The following is a 15,957-nucleotide window of genomic DNA, read 5'->3' as shown; positions in this document are numbered from 1 at the left end:
CCCATCGTTAGGGTCCGACGCTGACTTCGAGCGTCTCAGATTTACCGAGCAACATCACGTCGTACGTCGCTTGCGCGTCCGTGCTCTTGACGATTCGGGCGGTGTATTGGTCTGCGAGGATGATGCTGGAGCGCTTGGCGTCTGTCGATTTGAGAACAACCTCACCGATGTCCGACGCCGACTTGGGCCATGCGCCATTGCGAGTTCGGTACGCCTTGATTTGCTCGTGGACCTTGGCCAGCGCGGGGCCGAACTGGGTCAGAAACTCGCCATCGGCGCGAAAGTCGGTCTTGTCCGGTGCGCGGTTGCATGCGCAGCTGGCCAGCATCAGCGGCAGGATCCACAAGTGCCTGGTTCTCACATCGGATTTATGACACATTCGCCCGGCGCTCTCCCAGCCATAATGCAGGGGTGAACATCGGGTTCGTCGGATTGGGGGTCATGGGTGCACCGATGGCCGGGCACCTCATCAAGGCCGGAAGGACCGTCCAAGTCTGGAACCGAACCCCTGGTCGAGCACCCGAGTTGGATTCGCACCGGGCGCCGAATCTAGACAGCCTGGGCAGTTGGGCCGACGTCGTTTTCCTCTGCATCCGCGGCACGGACGATGTGCGTGCCGTGTGCCACGATCTCGCGGGCACGATGTGCCGCGATACGCTCATCGTGGACCACTCCACAATCTCCCCTTCGGGCGCGATCGAACTGCACGACTGGCTGGGCGATCGAGCGATCCGGTTCGTGGATGCGCCGATCACGGGCGGATCGATGGGGGCGAAGGTGGGGACGCTCACGATCTTCTGCGGCGGCGACGAGGCATCAATTGATCAGGTGAAACCGATCCTGTCGGCGTATGCCAAGCGGTCGGAACGTGTCGGTTCCAAGGGCGCGGGCCAGATGATGAAAGCGGCGAACCAGATCGCGGTGGCCGGCTCACTCCTTGCCCTTTGCGAATCACTTAGTTTTGCCAAGAAGGTTGGGCTGGACGTGGTGCAGACGAGGGAGATGCTCAGCGGCGGGGCAGCTGGCAGCTGGGCGTTTGAGCACTACGGCGCGAAGATTCTCGCGGGCGACTGGAGCCCTGGATTCAGCATCGATAACCAGTTGAAGGATTTGGTCTATGCCATTGAAGCGGCGGAGGAGTCGCACGCGGCGGTCCCCGGAACCCGCCTGGTGCAGCAACTGCTGGGTATGTTGCAGACCGAAGGGGCAGGAGACAAAACAACCGCGCTGTTGTATGAGAAAATGCTCGCATTGACACATGACCATGAGTGATGCCGTGAACGCCGTCGAGATGCGGGGAATCACCAAGCGCTTTGGGCGGTTGGTAGCGCTCGACAACGTCTCCATCGCGGTGAAGCCGCAAACCATTCACGCGATCGTCGGCGAGAACGGCGCGGGCAAGACGACGTTGATGAAGGTGTTGCAGGGTTCACTGCGGTCTGAGGCAGGCGACATGTCGCTCCATGGCAGCCCGTTGCAGATCCATTCGGCGCAGCAGGGATTCGAACGCGGCATCGGGATGGTCAGCCAGCACTACAGCATTATCCCCGAACTCACTGCGTTGCAGAATTTGATGCTTGGCGCTGAACCGGGCACGATCTTGCCGCTGAATCATGCGCGTGAACGGGCCGTCGGTTTGGCCGCGGAGATGGGCATGGAATTCGACTGGGACGCCGAGGCGCGTACCCTCAGCCCGGCACGAGCGCAGAAGCTAGAGATCCTTAAGCTCTTGTGGCGACGCGCGGAAATCATGATCCTTGACGAACCGACGGCGATGCTTTCGCCGAGTGATGCCGAGGAGCTCTACGCGAATTTGAAGGAGCTGGTGAAGGCAGGAAAAACTGCCATCGTCGTGACGCACCGTCTGAACGAGGTCCTGGAGCACTGCGACTCCATCACCGTACTACGCGGCGGCAAGAACGTCGCAGATCGATCGGTCGCCGATACGAATGCAAGCGAGTTGGCTGAGTTGATCGTGGGTCGCGCCCTCTCCGAGCCACCGACCGCGCGCTCGAAGGGTGACAGCGCTGCGGTGCTTGAGATCCAGGGCCTGACGGCGCTCGGGCATCGAGGGGACGAGGCACTGCGCGAGGCGAACTTCCAACTCCAAGCAGGAGAGATGGTCGGCTTGGCGGGAGTGGACGGAAGCGGCCAGCGGGAGCTCTTCCATGCGCTGATGGGCATGGGCACCGGAGTGCGAGGAAGCGTTCGGTTGGGTGGTACCGAGATATCCGGTTGGAGCGTGCGCGAGCGACTGGAGGCGGGGGTGCGGCTGATCGCAGAAGATCGGCACGAAGAGGCCGTGATGGAATCTTGGAGCCTGATCGAGAACAGCGTGCTCAGCTACCAGCGGCGCGAAACGCTGACGAAAGGCAAAGCGCTGGATCGAGGGGCAATGACCAAGTTCGCCGAAGCGACGATCGCGCGATTCAAGACTAAGTGCGACTCGCCGGCAAGTACCATGCAAAGCCTGAGCGGAGGGAATCAGCAGCGGGTAGTCGCCGCGCGGGCACTCTCGTTTGAACCGAAGCTGATCTTGGCGTTTCAGCCGACCCGTGGGTTGGATATTGCCGGTACGCAAGAGGTGTACGCGGCGATCCGGGCGGAGTGCGAAAAGGGGGCAGCGGCGCTCGTGGTGAGCTTTGACTTGGATGAACTACTGGAGCATTGCGACCGCGTGATGGCGGTGAACCGTGGACGGCTGACCGTCATGCCGCCTGAGAAATCGCTGGACCGCGCGGAGATCGGTCGCTGGATGGTGGTGGATTGAGCGGGAAGCTTATCGCCTTGGCGCTCGGGTGCTTTGCGGTGCTCATCGGCGCGCTCATGCTTGCCGGGGTCGTCCCTGCCGACGCATTTTCCGCCCTGATGAAGGGGAGCTTCGGCTCGCCGACGGCGATTTCGCGGACGCTCAAGGAAACCACCCCGCTGCTCATTGCGGGAGTCGCGGTGTTTATCGCGCTCCAGGCCGGTCTCTTCAACATCGGCGTGGAAGGGCAGTTGCTGGTCGGCGCGTGTACGGCGGTAGCCATCGCGCTCAAGATTCCGACGCCGGTGGGCATGGTGCTGGCGGTTCTCGGCGCAATGGCCGCGGGTGCGCTTTGGGCGCTTCCCGCCGGTCTGATTCGGGTCTTCCGTGGCGGGCATGAGGTGATCTCCACGATCATGCTCAACAACATCGCCCTGTTCCTTACGCAGTACTTGGTGGTGGGTCCGTTGCGGAGCCTGGACACCGAGAGCCAGACCACCGCGAATGTGAGCCCGGGAGTCATGATCCCAAACATTCTCGTTGAGCCTTTCAAACTCAACACGACGCTAGTTCTTGCGCTGCTGCTCGTGATCGGCTTCGCGATCTGGTTCAAGCGATCCGTCGCGGGTTATGAACTGCGGGCGTCAGGCGCGAATGCCACTGCTGCTGCGTTCGCTGGGATCTCGGTGGACAAGATCCGGCTGAGGTCTATGGTCGTTTCCGGAGCGATCGCAGGGTTTGCGGGAGCTTCGATGGTGCTCGCGTACGAAGGCAGGTTCTATCCCAACTTTTCGCCGGGGTACGGGTTTGACGGTCTCGGCGTCGCGCTCCTCTCGGGGAGCTCGCCGTTTGGCCTGATCCCGGCCGCGCTGGGGTTTGGCGTGCTGGCAAGCGGGGGAACTCAGCTCTCTCTCATGGGGATTCCCAAGGGCGTGAGCGGGCTGCTGCTCGGGCTCTTAATCATCGTCTTTGCCGCCTATCGCTACCGAGAGGTGAACCGTGGGTAGTTTCGATCTCGCTTCGTTCATGACCAATACCGCGGTCCTCGCCGCCATCTTGATTCTCGCGGCGATGGGCGGCTTGACGAGCGAACGCTCGGGGGTGATGAACATCGGGCTGGAAGGCAAGATGCTCGGAGCTTCGTGCGTGGTCGCCATCATCGCCGCCAAGACGGGCAACGCGTGGATCGGACTCGGGGCGGGCATCTTGACGGCAGTGGCCCTTTCGATGCTACACGGCCTGCTGACTCAGGCGTACCGGCTGGACCACATCATCAGCGGCATGGCGATCAACCTCATCGCTGTCGGTGGCACTAAGTTCATGTACGGCAAGCTCGCCGACAGCTCCGCGCGGAGCGGTTTCCCCTCGCTTCCCGCCAACTTCTATGAGGCGGTGGCGATCACCATCGCCGTGAGCCTCGCAATCTACATCGCGCGGTTCAAGGGTGGATTGCGGCTGCTGGCGGTCGGCAACGACCCGGACAAATCACGTCAGGTCGGGCTGAATCCCGTGAGCATTCGGTACACCTCGCTCGTCGCGACCGGAGTGTTCTGCGGACTGAGTGGCGCACTGATCGTGACCAACGCGGGGGGGTTCACCGACAACATGACCGCGGGCAAGGGTTTCATCGCTTTGGCGGCGTTAATCCTCGGCGGATGGCGTCCGATCCCGGTGCTGATCGCCTGCATCACCTTCGGCCTGATCGATGCGGCGCAACTTCAATTCCAGGGCGTAGCCAAGATTCCCAGCGAGGCTTGGAACGCCATGCCGTACCTGATCACGCTGGTCGCGATCGCGGTGATGAACTCACGCAATCGTGCCCCGGCGGGGTTGGGACGCGCTTGAACTTCAATCACCGACGGCGTCGTAGTACTGGCTGAGAATCAGGTAGTCGAAGAAGTCGGCTCCACCGTCGCCGTTCAGATCGCAGTTGCTATCGAAATCGGCATTGGTACCGTCCGATTCGTACGCGGCCGAGAGTCGTAGATAATCGAAGAAGCTGACCTCGTTGTCGCTGTTGATGTCTCCGTTCTCCAACGTGTAGTTGAGACCGGTGGCCCCACCGGCACTTACGACGACATTTGCGCGCCGTCGCTGCAGCCAGTGCGCTCCCCGCGCGTAGACGTCGTACGTGCCCGGGACGACCGACGCGTAGACGGTGAAGTTGCCCGAACTGTCCAAGTGGCCCGCTTGAGACTCGAGAAGAGTGGACCCGCCGGGAGCGTAGAAGTCCAAGGTCACCGGCTGCATCGTCGGGCCTGCTGGGAAGCTCTGGAGTTGGATGTTGCCTGAGATCGGTCGCGTCGGCAGTGGCTCACCGATGTTGACGCGGGCCGCGAAGCTGTTCCACGTCCCAACGACACCAGCGGCTCCGTCGGTGATCGTGATTGTCCAGGTTCCGACCGCATTTTCGCCCCAGAAGCCGTTCATCAGGAACTTCCAAGGGACCATCGCGTTGGAGTCGACCGACGAGTTGCGGAACATGCGAAGGACCAGGCCGCTTGGAGAGGTCAAGAAGGCTTGGAGGTGCCCGCGGTTGCCGTGGGTTAGGTTTAGATCAATCTCGACGTCCTCAACCTTGCCGGGCTTGGTGATGGTGAAGGTTCGCGTGATGCCAGTGGTGGTGTTGTTGTCAGGGATTGTCGCCGCCACGTTCACCGTGCCGGTTGCCTGGAAGTCCGCTGGAGTGAGAGCAGTCAGAGACTGGGCCAGGTTCGTGAGAGCGGTCGCATCGACTCGGCCAAATCCGTACTCTTGGTTGAATTTGAACCCTGCCGAGTTGGTGCGCCAACCCCCGTCGATGAGGGTGGTCGAGGCGTCGACGACCTTGCAAGTGCGCACCATCAGGTGCTTCAGAAGGCGGGTGTCGAGGTTCGGATTGACCTGCTTCACCAGGGCGGCAACACCAGCAACCAGAGGGCTGGCCGATGAGGTTCCGCCAAAGCTTGCGGTGTAGTCGTTGTCCACGAAGCCGTCGTAGCCGAACCCGGTGCCGAGCCGGTCGGTGGTCGTGATCCCGAAGTTCGAGGTGCCGTTCGAGGGCGCGGTGCAGAAAACGTTCGCTCCGTAGCTGCTGTAGGAAGCAGCAGTGCCGGTCGCGCGGATCGCCGCTACCGTGATCGTGTAGCGCGAATTCAGAATCTGTTGCTTGGTGCTGTCCTGCGCCGATGTTCCGCGCGCATTACCCGCCGAAAAGCAGTGGATGGTTCCGCTGGCACCCGATGCGTTCACCGCAGTGACGCTCAGGGAGTCATCAACAAACGGAGAAGTGTAGCCATAGCTGTGATTCTTGATCTTGATCGCAAGGTTCGGGGCCGTGCTGCGATAACCCACCGCATTGGCAACATCGGCGTCGGTCACCGAACCACCGAAGCCGATGCGAAGCCCAGCGAGAGTTCCGAACGGGGCCGCGCCCGTAACTCCAATACCATTCCCCCCGCGCCCGACCGCGACACCCGAGGTCGCGACGCCGTGTCGGTCGGACGACAGCGTCGGCGCCGGGTCCGAGTCTTTATCGGCGAAGTCCCAGCTATTGAGAACGCTGAAGTTTGGCGCGAGATCCGGGTGGGTACCCTGGATCGAGTCGTCGACGATACCCAGCACAACCCCCTTGCCGGTCCAATCGTTGGCCCAGGCGGGAACAACGTTCACGTCCATCGGCGTGATCGAGTTGTGCAGCAGGTGCCATTGACCGTTAAAGGTCGAAACGGGCAAGTAGTAAGGGTCGTTCGGCGTGAAGGCCATCGGCTGGAGATTCACGCGGGCGATGGGGAAGGCCCGGACGACCGTTCCATCGCGGGCAATCTTTGTGGGCATCGCTTCTGCCACGGTGACGCTGGCGGTCTCGAACAGGACAAAGCTCGGATCGAAGTCCATGTGGCTCAGATACTTGAGCCCGTATCGCCGCTCCAGCGTGCCGATCTGAGCACCCGGGCGTAACTGCAGGGCGACCTGATTAATCCCAACTCGCGAGGCGATCTTGTTGGGAACGGTCAGCGTATCGTCTGGCTCAGCGAAGCAGAAACAGGCACAGGTGAGGGCAGCGACTAAGGCGAGGGAAAGCTTCATGGTTGTTATCGGTGGACGCGAGCGCGCATTCATCTTACGACGGAAATGTTTACTTGGTATTGCAATCGACGGGCCAACGGTGCGGATCGTGCGAGAACTTGTTGTGCCGCGAGCATCCGCGCTAGGTCGTAGGGTACACATTCGGCGAGCACACGAGAACTTCACCTATGGCAGCGCTTGCATCTCCTGAACTAGTGAACCTTACCATCAACGACGTGGACATTCAGGTCCCGAAAGGTGAGTTGATCGTCGAGTCGGTGAAGCGACTGGGACTCGAGATTCCGATCTTTTGCTACCACCCGCGAATGAAGCCGGTGGGTATGTGCCGCATGTGCCTGGTGGAAGTCGGCTTCAAACAGCCGGACGGGAGCGTTCGCAGAATGCCAAAACCTCAAGCGGGCTGCACGTTGCCAGCTTGCGAGGGAATGGTGGTTTACACCGATACGGAAGCCGTGCACCGCGACCGTAAGGGCGTGCTAGAATTTTTGCTCATCAACCACCCGCTGGACTGCCCGATTTGTGATCGCGGTGGCGAGTGCCCGCTGCAGAACAATACGCTGTTTTACGGTCCATCCACGAGCCGATACGTCGAACTCAAACGGCACCTGCCCAAGGCGTTTCCGCTCAGTCAGTACGTGACGCTCGACCTTGAGCGCTGTATCCAGTGCGGACGTTGTGTGCGATTCACGGAAGAGATTTCGGGCGATGCGCAGCTTGCGTTCCGATTCCGGGGCGCACAAATGCAGCCCAGCACTTACCAGATGACCGACTTCGATTCGAAGTTTAGTGGCAATGTCATCGAGATCTGTCCGGTCGGTGCGTTGACTTCCGCCAAGTACCGATTCCGCGCGCGTCCGTGGGACCTTGAGACGCGGGAAGCGATCTGCACGGGGTGCGGTAACGGGTGCAACCTCTGGATCGACCACCGCAACGGTCGCTTCGTCCGCGCCAATGGACGCACGAATGACGCGGTGAACGAAGAGTGGACTTGCGACCGCGGCAAGTTTGGCCACGATTGGTACAACTCAGACGATCGACTCTCGGTCCCACTCATCCGCCGGGGTGAGCGGTTCGAGCAGGCCACGTGGGCTGAGGCCTACGAACTCATTATTCAGAACTTCCGCCACGGCGCGAACAAAGTTGGCGCACTCGTGGGGGGCACCGTCTCAAACGAAGGGTTGTTCCTGCTCCAGAAGCTGTTCCGTCAGAGCTTTGAATCGAACAACTTGGATTACCGCTGGACTCGAACCGCGCTAAACGCGGACCGACGCCGTTCACAGTTTGCCCCGACTCCCATTGCGGAGTTAGAAGTCAAGTCCGCAATTCTGGTCTTCGGCACTTCGCTTGCGGATGAACAGCCTATCGTTCATCTGCGCGTTCGCAAGGCAAGCACACAGTTTGGCGTGAAGATCGTGGTGGCGCACTCGCGGGAGACCGAAATGGATCGGTTCGCCGATGTCGCGCTCCGCTACCGCCCGGGTACGGAGTTGTCGTTGGCCCAGGGGCTTGCGGGCACCATCGACCCCGAGCGGTGCGAGGTGCTGACCGGTGTGCCGGCGGCCACCCTCAAACACGTGCTGGGAATCTTGGACGGCTCGTCTTCGGTGCTCACCTCCCGATCACTGCTCGATCTTCCAAACGCGGAACAGACCTTGGACTCGCTGGAAGCTTGCGCGAAGCGGTTCGGTGCTGATTTCAGTTGCTATGCCTTGGGCTCGAACGACTACGGTGCCGACCTGCTGGGAGTCGTTCCGGATGCTCTTCCCGGTGGCAAGCCGCTGAGCGGTGAGGGTGGACTTGGGACGAGCGCTGTGCTCGAAGCCGCCGCACGGATGCGACTAAAAGCGCTATGGCTGGTCGAAGCCGACCCGTTCGCGCTCCACTCCGATTCAACCCTGGTCACGCGCGCACTCGAAAATGTCGAGTTCTTGGTGGTGCAGTCGACTCGGATGAGCGAGGCGACCCAGTTCGCGAGCGTGGTGCTCCCGATGGAGGCACCCGCCGAGCAAGACGGTACCTACACGAACATCGAGGGACGAGTCCAGCGCATGCGCCAGGTGCTGAAGGATGACGGCGATGCCAAGCAGGCATGGCGAGTGTACGGAGAGCTGCTCCAAAGGACCACCAACCATCGTCCGTATTTCAATGCTGGCGAGGTGATGGCGGAGATCGCAGAGCTCGTTCCTGAGTTCAAAGATGCGACCTACGACAAGCTCGAAGGTGAGGGTCAGCGGGTCGTCAAGCCGACCACGACATCGGATATGGCCGAGGTGAACTGAGGGGTTCGGCGGGTACATTAACGAGGGTTTTATGGTTCAAGATTGGTTACAGGGTCTTCATCCGGCAGTGCTTGCGCTCATTCGAGTGCTCTTGCTGGTCCTCCCAATCTTGATGCTGGTGCCCGGTCTGATCTGGTGGGAGCGACGACTCCTCAGCTGGATGCAAGATCGCATTGGCCCGAACCGCACCGGCACCATCCCGCAAGGTTTTCCGATCAAGGCGCTGCGCGGCAAGAAGACGTTTGGACTGCTCCAGCCGATTGCGGACGGCGTGAAGCTCTTCCTGAAAGAAGACATCACTCCGGCGTCGATTGATCGGCTCATCTACTTCGTCGCCCCCGCACTCGCTCTCTTCCCAGCGTTCGCAATCGGCGCGACGTTGCCATGGGGGCCGACCGAGGGTTTCTACGCGCTGCTTACCCCAATTGCCAACGTAGATATCGGCGTTCTGTACGTGCTCGCGATCTCGTCGCTGGGAGTGTACGGCGTCGTACTCGCGGGCTACGCATCGAACAACAAGTACTCGCTCTTAGGTGGCTTGCGCGCTTCGGCACAGTTGATCAGCTACGAGCTGGCGATGGGCATGTCGATCGCGGCGATTGCGATCGCGACGGGCTCGCTCCGGCTTGGTGACATGGTTAAGGCTCAAGAGGGCGACCTGTGGGGCAAGATCGACTACATCCAGAACTGGTTTGTTTTCACGCCGTTTGGGTTCCTGGCCGCCATTATCTTCTTGATCTGCATGGTTGCCGAAACGAACCGTGCGCCGTTCGATTTGCCGGAAGCGGAGAACGAGATCATCGCCGGGTACCACACCGAGTACAGCTCGATGAAATTCGCGGTGTTCTTCATGGGCGAGTACGCGGCGATGTTCGTCTTCGGCGGAGTCTTCGCGACGCTATTCTTGGGTGGTTACAACCTGCTGCCCATCGACTGGATGGCGATCAGCCAGAAAGCTGCGATGCTGGGTCCGGTCAGCGATCTCATGTTCAATCTGAACTACTGGCTCGCGCCGGTCTGGTTCCTTGGCAAGTGCGCAGCGGGCATTACGTTTTACATCTGGTTGCGCGCTACGCTTCCGAGGTTGCGTTACGACCAGCTCATGTCGCTCGGGTGGAAGTCATTGCTCCCGGTGGCGGTCATCAACTTCATCATCGTGGCGCTCTGGATCCTGGTTGAGAAGACGTCCGGCTGGCTGCTTGCCATTGCCGCGTGTGCCCTGACGTTCGCCGCTCTGTTTGGGGTCTACAAGTCTTTCTTGAACGTGATCAACGAGGGTCGTAAGTCGTTTGAGCGCCGAACTGTCGCACTCGGAGACGGGGGCGCGGCGGCGGCAAGTGTGGAGGCGGCTCCGACAGGGGCAAATTGAGAAGGCTTATGTTTGAGGTGACACTTGATACGGCTGGGGAGCGCGGTCAATGAACGTGCCGATACCGCCTGAACCCAACCAACTCGTCTTTTTGGGGATGGCAGGCTTGGCGGCGATGATGGCCGTCGGCGTCGTTGTCGTGAAGAGCCCGGTGCGTGCCGCTATCTGCCTGGTGATCAACTTCTTCGTCCTGGCGCTCATCTACTTCGGACTGAGCGCTCAGCTTCTGGGCATCACCCAGATTCTGGTCTACACCGGCGCGATCATGGTGTTATTCCTCTTCGTGATCATGCTGCTCAACCTCGCAGGGGCGGGCGACATGAAGGAGAAGCTTGACGTCAAGCCTGCGCTGGCGGGCCTGATGGGGCTTGGGCTTCTCGGTCTCATTGGCAGCCAAGTAGTCCTGCCGCTCAACACCATCACGACGGTTCGCGCAAACGATGCCTTTGGTACGCCGCAAGCGATCGGCAAGACGCTATGGACGACTTACGCTTATCCTATCGAGCTAATTTCTATCCTGCTGCTAGTCGGCATCGTCGGGTCCATCGTGCTGGCCAAGAGGAGAGTCTAGGTTGAACGGAGTTCCGCTCAGTTGGTACATCGGCCTCGGCCTTTTTCTTTTCACAACCGGCTGCGTCGGGGTGATTGTTCGCCGGAATCCCGTGGTTGTCTTCATGTGCATTGAGCTTATGCTCAACGCGGTGAACCTCACATTCCTGGCCTTCGCGCGGTACTCCCCGACGATGTTGCCCGGCGTGGGCGAGCGGCCTGAGACTTGGATGACCGGCCAGATGATGGTGATCTTTGTGATGGCGGTTGCCGCTGCTGAAGTCGCGGTGGGCTTGGGGATCATCATGGCCATCTTCCGGCTCAGAAACGAAGTGGACGTTGACGATATGAGCGTGATGAGGGGTTGACGGTGGCTCAAGAATCCATGATTTGGTTTGTGCTCGGGTTGCCGCTTCTCGGCTTCCTCATTCAGTGCCTTTTGGGCAAGCGACTTGTGGGTGTGATAGGCAAGCGGGGCGTGGGTGCTCTCGCAGTCCTGCCCATCGCCATCGCTTTCGTGCTCGGAGTGATCATCACGATGGGTCTGGCGGCCCAACCCGAGGGCAGCCGCGCGATTGTGACCGAACTGTTTAGTTGGATTCAGATTCAGAGCCTGAACATCCCGTTTGAGCTCCGAATCGACCCGCTCTCAATGACGATGGTCCTGGTCATCACGGGCATCGGCGCGTTGATCCATTTGTATGCGACCGGCTACATGGCCGAAGAGCAGGATTACCCGCGGTTCTTCGCCTATCTAAACCTATTCATCGCCTGCATGCTCGTCTTGGTCTTGGGCAATAACCTGGCGCTGTTGTTCATCGGCTGGGAAGGCGTCGGGCTCTGCTCGTACCTGCTTATCGGCTTTTGGTACAAGGACTTCGCCAACGCTCGGGCCGCGAACAAGGCGTTCATTGTCAACCGCATCGGCGACTGGGGCTTGACGCTTGGCCTCTTCATCATCGTCGCGATGATCGCAGGTAGTTACCAAAGCTTGGGTGACGTCAACGGTCGGTACTTCAGCTACGATGTCATCCTCTCGCCCGCGGTTCTGAAGATTTTCGAGGCGAACCCCATGTGGACGAGCGCCGCCGCGATGTTGCTCTTCGTCGGCGCGATGGGCAAGTCCGCTCAGTTCCCGCTGTACCTGTGGCTGCCGGATGCAATGGCTGGTCCGACTCCGGTTTCCGCCCTCATCCACGCCGCAACCATGGTCACCTCGGGCGTGGTGTTGCTCAACCGCATGCACCCGTTCTTTGCGCTCTCGCCCATGGCGAGCGCGATTGTCACCGTGATCGGTGCATTCACTGCGCTCTTCGCGGCGCTGGTGGCGTTTGGACAAACCGACATCAAGAAGGTTCTCGCCTACTCAACCGTCTCGCAACTCGGCTTCATGTTCGTCGCGTGCGGTGTCGGCGCATACTGGGTCGGCATGTTCCATGTCATCACCCACGCGTTCTTCAAGGCGCTGTTGTTCCTGGGTTCGGGCGCGGTGATCCACGCGATGTCGCACGAGCAAGACATGCGCCGTTACGGCAACCTCTTTAAGTACATCAAGATCACCGCGGTCACGATGATCATCGGCTGGTTTGCGATCGCGGGTGTCCCGGGTCTCGCTGGGTTTTGGAGCAAAGAGGCGATCTTGGGTGCAGCGTTTGGTAACCACGTGGCCGTGATCGATGGCTTCAACTACGGTGCGATGGCGGGTTGGGTCTGCCTGGCAGTTGCGGTGCTCACAGCGGCGTACATGACGCGCATGTCGATGCTGACCTTCTTCGGTGGCACCGAGCAGTGGCGTACAGTTGCCCCGAGCCACGCGCATGATCACGCGGATCACGCTCACGACGAGCACCATGGTGAGCACGCGCACCACGGCGAGGACGTCCACAACTTCTTCTACACTGATGCCGAATTGGCCGCTCTGCACGAGGAGCATGGTCACCACCCTGAACTTGACAAGGAGCACACGCCGCACGAAGTGCCGATCTCGATGTGGGTTCCTTTGGCCGTGCTCGCGGTGCTGTCGCTGGCAGGCGGTTGGGTCCTTCACAACGGCCATATGTTGCAGCACTGGCTGTATCCCGATGGGCCAATGTACTTGGCGAGCGAACAAGTCTCCGGACACCCGCACGGATGGGTTGGGGACTACCTCATGTTCATGGGAATTGGGGCCGGCGTCGTCGGCATTTTGTACGGCTGGCTTGTCTACCGCAAGGGCCTGCCTGCCAAGGAGCGTGAGGAATCTCGCTGGCACTGGTTCCGACGCTGGGCAGGCGCGCAGTTTAACTATGACAAGGCGATGGTGGACGCTTCCGTGGACGGTGGAGGGGCCATTGCCGAGTTCTGCTGGAAGACGGTCGACGTGAAGGGTGTGGACGGCGCGGTCAACGGAGTCGGATGGCTCGTTGGGGCGATCTCGAATCTGGTGCGAAAGATCCAGACCGGTTACGTTCGATCGTACGCGGCGATGATGATGCTTGGGGTGGTCGGTTTGCTTGCTTCAATCGTGTATATGGTGATGGCGCAGAACGGAGGAGGACGGTAATGCCGACCACGGGTCTTGGGATCTTGTCGCTCATGACGTTCCTGCCGCTGGTGGGGATGCTGCTCTTGTTCTTCGTTCCCGAATCGAACAAGCGCGCGATACAGTACACCGCGCTGGGGACCTCGGTCGCCACGTTCCTGGTTTCGCTCGTCGTTCTGAGCAAGTACATCGGCCACTCATTCAAGTTCCAGATGGTGGAGAACATCCCCTGGATGCCAAATCTGGGCGTTTCCTACTCGCTTGGCGTGGACGGTATCAGCATCTGGCTTGTGCTGCTCACCACGTTCCTGAGCGTCATCTCCGTTTGGTTCAGCTTCTACGTGGACAAGCGGGTGAAGTCGTACATGGCGTTCATCCTGCTGCTGGAGACGACGATGCTCGGGGTTTTCCTTGCGCTGGACCTGGTCCTCTTCTACGTGTTCTTCGAAGCCTCGCTGATCCCGATGTTCTTCCTGATCAACATCTGGGGTGGCGAACGCAGGACTTACGCCGCAATCAAATTCTTCCTGTTCACTTTCTTGGGTTCGATCTTCATGCTCGTGGGCATCGTCGCCATGAGCCAGATCTACAAGAGCGCCATGGGCGAGCAGAGCTTCAGCTTGCTGGCCATCCAGGGCGCGATCGCGACCGGAGACTTTTGGCGCGGCACCGCGCCGACCGTGCAGATGCTGCTCTTCTGGAGCTTCGCGATCGCATTCTTGGTGAAGTGCCCCATGGTTCCGTTCCATACGTGGTTGCCCGATGCCCACACGGAAGCGCCGACCGCAGGATCCGTGATCCTGGCGGGCACTTTGCTGAAAATGGGCACGTACGGATTCCTGCGGTTCTGCCTGCCGCTCTTCCCCGATGTAATTCGCAACCAGGTTGTGATCATCATGATCCTGGCGGTTATCGGCATCATCTACGGAGCGCTGGTGGCTGCTGTCCAACCGGACGTGAAGAAGCTCGTCGCCTACTCGTCAGTGTCGCACATGGGTTTTGTGATGCTCGGCATCTTTTCCCTGACTCACACGGGAATGCTGGGCGGAGCGATGCAGCAGCTGAATCACGGTATCTCTACGGGTGCACTGTTCTTGCTCATCGGACTCATCTATGAGCGACGCCACACCCGTTTGTTCAAGGACTTCGGCGGGCTGAAGGCGCAGATGCCCATCTATGCCGCCATCTTCCTAATCGTCATGCTCAGCAGCGTCGGCTTGCCCGGGACAAACGGATTCATCGGAGAATTCATGGCGATGCTGGGCGGATTCCAGGCAGCGTTTGCGGGCAGTTTTGGACTTAACATCGGCTACAGCGTGATCGCAGGAGCGGGCGTGATCTTGGCAGCGGTGTACTTGCTGGTCATGTTCATGCGGATGTTCTACGGACCGAACGAGAACCCCGAGAACCGAAGGCTGCGAGACCTGAAGCCGTGGGAAATCGCGATGTGCGGAGCGTTTGTCCTGTTCATTTTCTGGGGTGGACTCCATCCGAACACCTTCCTGAAGCCCATGGAGGCAAGCATCGGTGCGACCCGCATGATGGCGCTGAATCCGGAAGGGAAGCGTCCGAGTTGGGAGAATCCCAGCCACGAGATCGACGCCAAGGGCAACCTTGTCCGCGTCGCTCCGGGAACTTCGGAGGCACCCGTCCAAGGTGAGATCATCGCCGCGGGTGACCAGCAACCGGTTTTCAAACCCGAAGCCGAGCAGACTGAGCAAGCGAGTGAAGAAGGAGTGGTGGCCGCGCGCACATGACGGCTCGTGAGCGGGTGGATACGGTGCTGAGCGGGGGGACGGTGCGTCCTCACGCGAGCCTCGTATGGTCCGCTTCGCCTGGACACCAGTCAGATATCGTGACGTGCGAACTCCGAGAGATCGCCCACGCTCGGTCCACCCACCCGGATCAGCTGCTATTGGTTGAGATCTACAACCCGTACGGCCGTGCGATTCGCAGCGGGTGTGACATCAACGCCGTTCTGGAGGAGTCTCCTTCCAAGGGTGATGCTGTGCTGGCGCAGCATGTCGCAGAGGCCGAGGAGGATATCCGCGAAGCCCTGGCGAACGGCGCGGACGGCATCTTCTACCGGCTGGATGGCGCATACGCCGGAGCCTGTACGCCCATGCAGTACGGAGGCCACTTTCTAGAATTGGACCGTGCCCTCCTTGATGGGGTCCCCGCTGGCTCAGTCCGGTTGCTCCACATCATGGGTGAGACGGAGATCTTTCTCGACTTTGTGGCTGACCTGCCCGCGGAGTTTGTCAATTGGGATCAGGCCCACCAGACGGTATCGCTCGCGACTGCGCGTGCTCTGTGCAAAGGGAAGCTAGCCCTGGACCACGTGGACGCAGACTTATTCTTCGCCCGTTCGTACGACGAAATTGCCCGGCTGAACAAGCGCGCGCAAAAGATCACGCACTAA

13 protein-coding genes are annotated in these 15,957 nt (G+C 60.3%); 11 read left to right on the top strand and 2 right to left on the bottom strand.

Annotated elements, in window-relative coordinates; all coding sequences use genetic code 11:
- Positions 1-7: 7 nt before the first annotated feature.
- The gene (locus tag JNM85_07425) at positions 8-361 is read right to left on the bottom strand and encodes a hypothetical protein (protein MBL8087885.1); all 354 of its coding nucleotides are present in this window, start codon (positions 359-361) and stop codon (positions 8-10) included.
- A 50-nt stretch (positions 362-411) separates the two neighbouring features.
- Between JNM85_07425 and JNM85_07420 the strand changes: the two genes are divergently transcribed.
- The 4 genes from JNM85_07420 to JNM85_07405 are packed head-to-tail and all read left to right on the top strand — an operon-like array spanning position 412 to position 4,594.
- Positions 412-1,272 (top strand): NAD(P)-dependent oxidoreductase, encoded by an 861-nt coding sequence (locus tag JNM85_07420; protein ID MBL8087884.1) that lies wholly within the window; start codon positions 412-414, stop codon positions 1,270-1,272.
- Entirely contained in the window at positions 1,265-2,770 is a 1,506-nt protein-coding gene (locus JNM85_07415; GenBank protein ID MBL8087883.1) for an ABC transporter ATP-binding protein, read from the top strand. The genes JNM85_07420 and JNM85_07415 overlap by 8 nt, the downstream gene beginning before the upstream one ends.
- The gene (locus tag JNM85_07410) at positions 2,767-3,756 is read left to right on the top strand and encodes an ABC transporter permease (GenBank protein ID MBL8087882.1); all 990 of its coding nucleotides are present in this window, start codon (positions 2,767-2,769) and stop codon (positions 3,754-3,756) included. Before JNM85_07415 ends, JNM85_07410 begins: the two co-directional genes overlap by 4 nt.
- Complete coding sequence (locus tag JNM85_07405) at positions 3,749-4,594, top strand: ABC transporter permease (protein ID MBL8087881.1); 846 nt, start codon at positions 3,749-3,751, stop codon at positions 4,592-4,594. The genes JNM85_07410 and JNM85_07405 overlap by 8 nt, the downstream gene beginning before the upstream one ends.
- A gap of 3 nt (positions 4,595-4,597) precedes the next feature.
- Here JNM85_07405 and JNM85_07400 read toward each other — a convergent pair whose 3' ends face one another.
- Positions 4,598-6,817: a S8 family serine peptidase gene (locus JNM85_07400; protein ID MBL8087880.1), complete on the bottom strand. Its 2,220-nt coding sequence runs from the start codon at positions 6,815-6,817 to the stop codon at positions 4,598-4,600.
- A gap of 167 nt (positions 6,818-6,984) precedes the next feature.
- Here JNM85_07400 and nuoG point away from each other — a divergent pair, with 167 nt between their 5' ends.
- The 7 genes from nuoG (at position 6,985) to JNM85_07365 (ending at position 15,957) form a co-directional block, all read left to right on the top strand.
- The gene (gene nuoG, locus JNM85_07395) at positions 6,985-9,096 is read left to right on the top strand and encodes an NADH-quinone oxidoreductase subunit NuoG (protein ID MBL8087879.1); all 2,112 of its coding nucleotides are present in this window, start codon (positions 6,985-6,987) and stop codon (positions 9,094-9,096) included.
- Between the two features lie 67 nt (positions 9,097-9,163).
- Positions 9,164-10,465: an NADH-quinone oxidoreductase subunit H gene (locus tag JNM85_07390; GenBank protein ID MBL8087878.1), complete on the top strand. Its 1,302-nt coding sequence runs from the start codon at positions 9,164-9,166 to the stop codon at positions 10,463-10,465.
- A 49-nt stretch (positions 10,466-10,514) separates the two neighbouring features.
- Positions 10,515-11,036: an NADH-quinone oxidoreductase subunit J gene (locus JNM85_07385; GenBank protein ID MBL8087877.1), complete on the top strand. Its 522-nt coding sequence runs from the start codon at positions 10,515-10,517 to the stop codon at positions 11,034-11,036.
- Between the two features lie 28 nt (positions 11,037-11,064).
- Positions 11,065-11,382, top strand: a complete 318-nt coding sequence (gene nuoK, locus JNM85_07380) for an NADH-quinone oxidoreductase subunit NuoK (GenBank protein MBL8087876.1) — start codon at positions 11,065-11,067, stop codon at positions 11,380-11,382.
- Between the two features lie 17 nt (positions 11,383-11,399).
- Complete coding sequence (gene nuoL / locus JNM85_07375) at positions 11,400-13,556, top strand: NADH-quinone oxidoreductase subunit L (GenBank protein MBL8087875.1); 2,157 nt, start codon at positions 11,400-11,402, stop codon at positions 13,554-13,556.
- Positions 13,556-15,292, top strand: a complete 1,737-nt coding sequence (locus JNM85_07370; GenBank protein MBL8087874.1) for an NADH-quinone oxidoreductase subunit M — start codon at positions 13,556-13,558, stop codon at positions 15,290-15,292. The genes nuoL and JNM85_07370 overlap by 1 nt, the downstream gene beginning before the upstream one ends.
- A complete protein-coding gene (locus JNM85_07365) occupies positions 15,289-15,957 on the top strand; it encodes a hypothetical protein (GenBank protein MBL8087873.1) in 669 nt (222 codons plus the stop codon). Before JNM85_07370 ends, JNM85_07365 begins: the two co-directional genes overlap by 4 nt.

Origin of the sequence: Chthonomonas sp. (assembly GCA_016788115.1) — a bacterium.
GTDB lineage: Bacteria > Armatimonadota > Fimbriimonadia > Fimbriimonadales > Fimbriimonadaceae > UBA2391.
Note: the sequence above shows the minus strand (reverse complement) of the source record. Positions and strands in the feature narration are given on the sequence as shown.

Bases quoted from the DNA above. Each gene is read 5' to 3' on its own strand.
- JNM85_07415 (MBL8087883.1), top strand. From the start codon at position 1,265: ATGAGTGATGCCGTGAACGCCGTCGAGATGCGGGGAATCACCAAGCGC.
- JNM85_07400 (MBL8087880.1), bottom strand. From the start codon at position 6,817: ATGAAGCTTTCCCTCGCCTTAGTCGCTGCCCTCACCTGTGCCTGTTTC.
- nuoG (MBL8087879.1), top strand. From the start codon at position 6,985: ATGGCAGCGCTTGCATCTCCTGAACTAGTGAACCTTACCATCAACGAC.
- JNM85_07385 (MBL8087877.1), top strand. From the start codon at position 10,515: ATGAACGTGCCGATACCGCCTGAACCCAACCAACTCGTCTTTTTGGGG.
- nuoL (MBL8087875.1), top strand. From the start codon at position 11,400: ATGATTTGGTTTGTGCTCGGGTTGCCGCTTCTCGGCTTCCTCATTCAG.
- JNM85_07370 (MBL8087874.1), top strand. From the start codon at position 13,556: ATGCCGACCACGGGTCTTGGGATCTTGTCGCTCATGACGTTCCTGCCG.
- JNM85_07365 (MBL8087873.1), top strand. From the start codon at position 15,289: ATGACGGCTCGTGAGCGGGTGGATACGGTGCTGAGCGGGGGGACGGTG.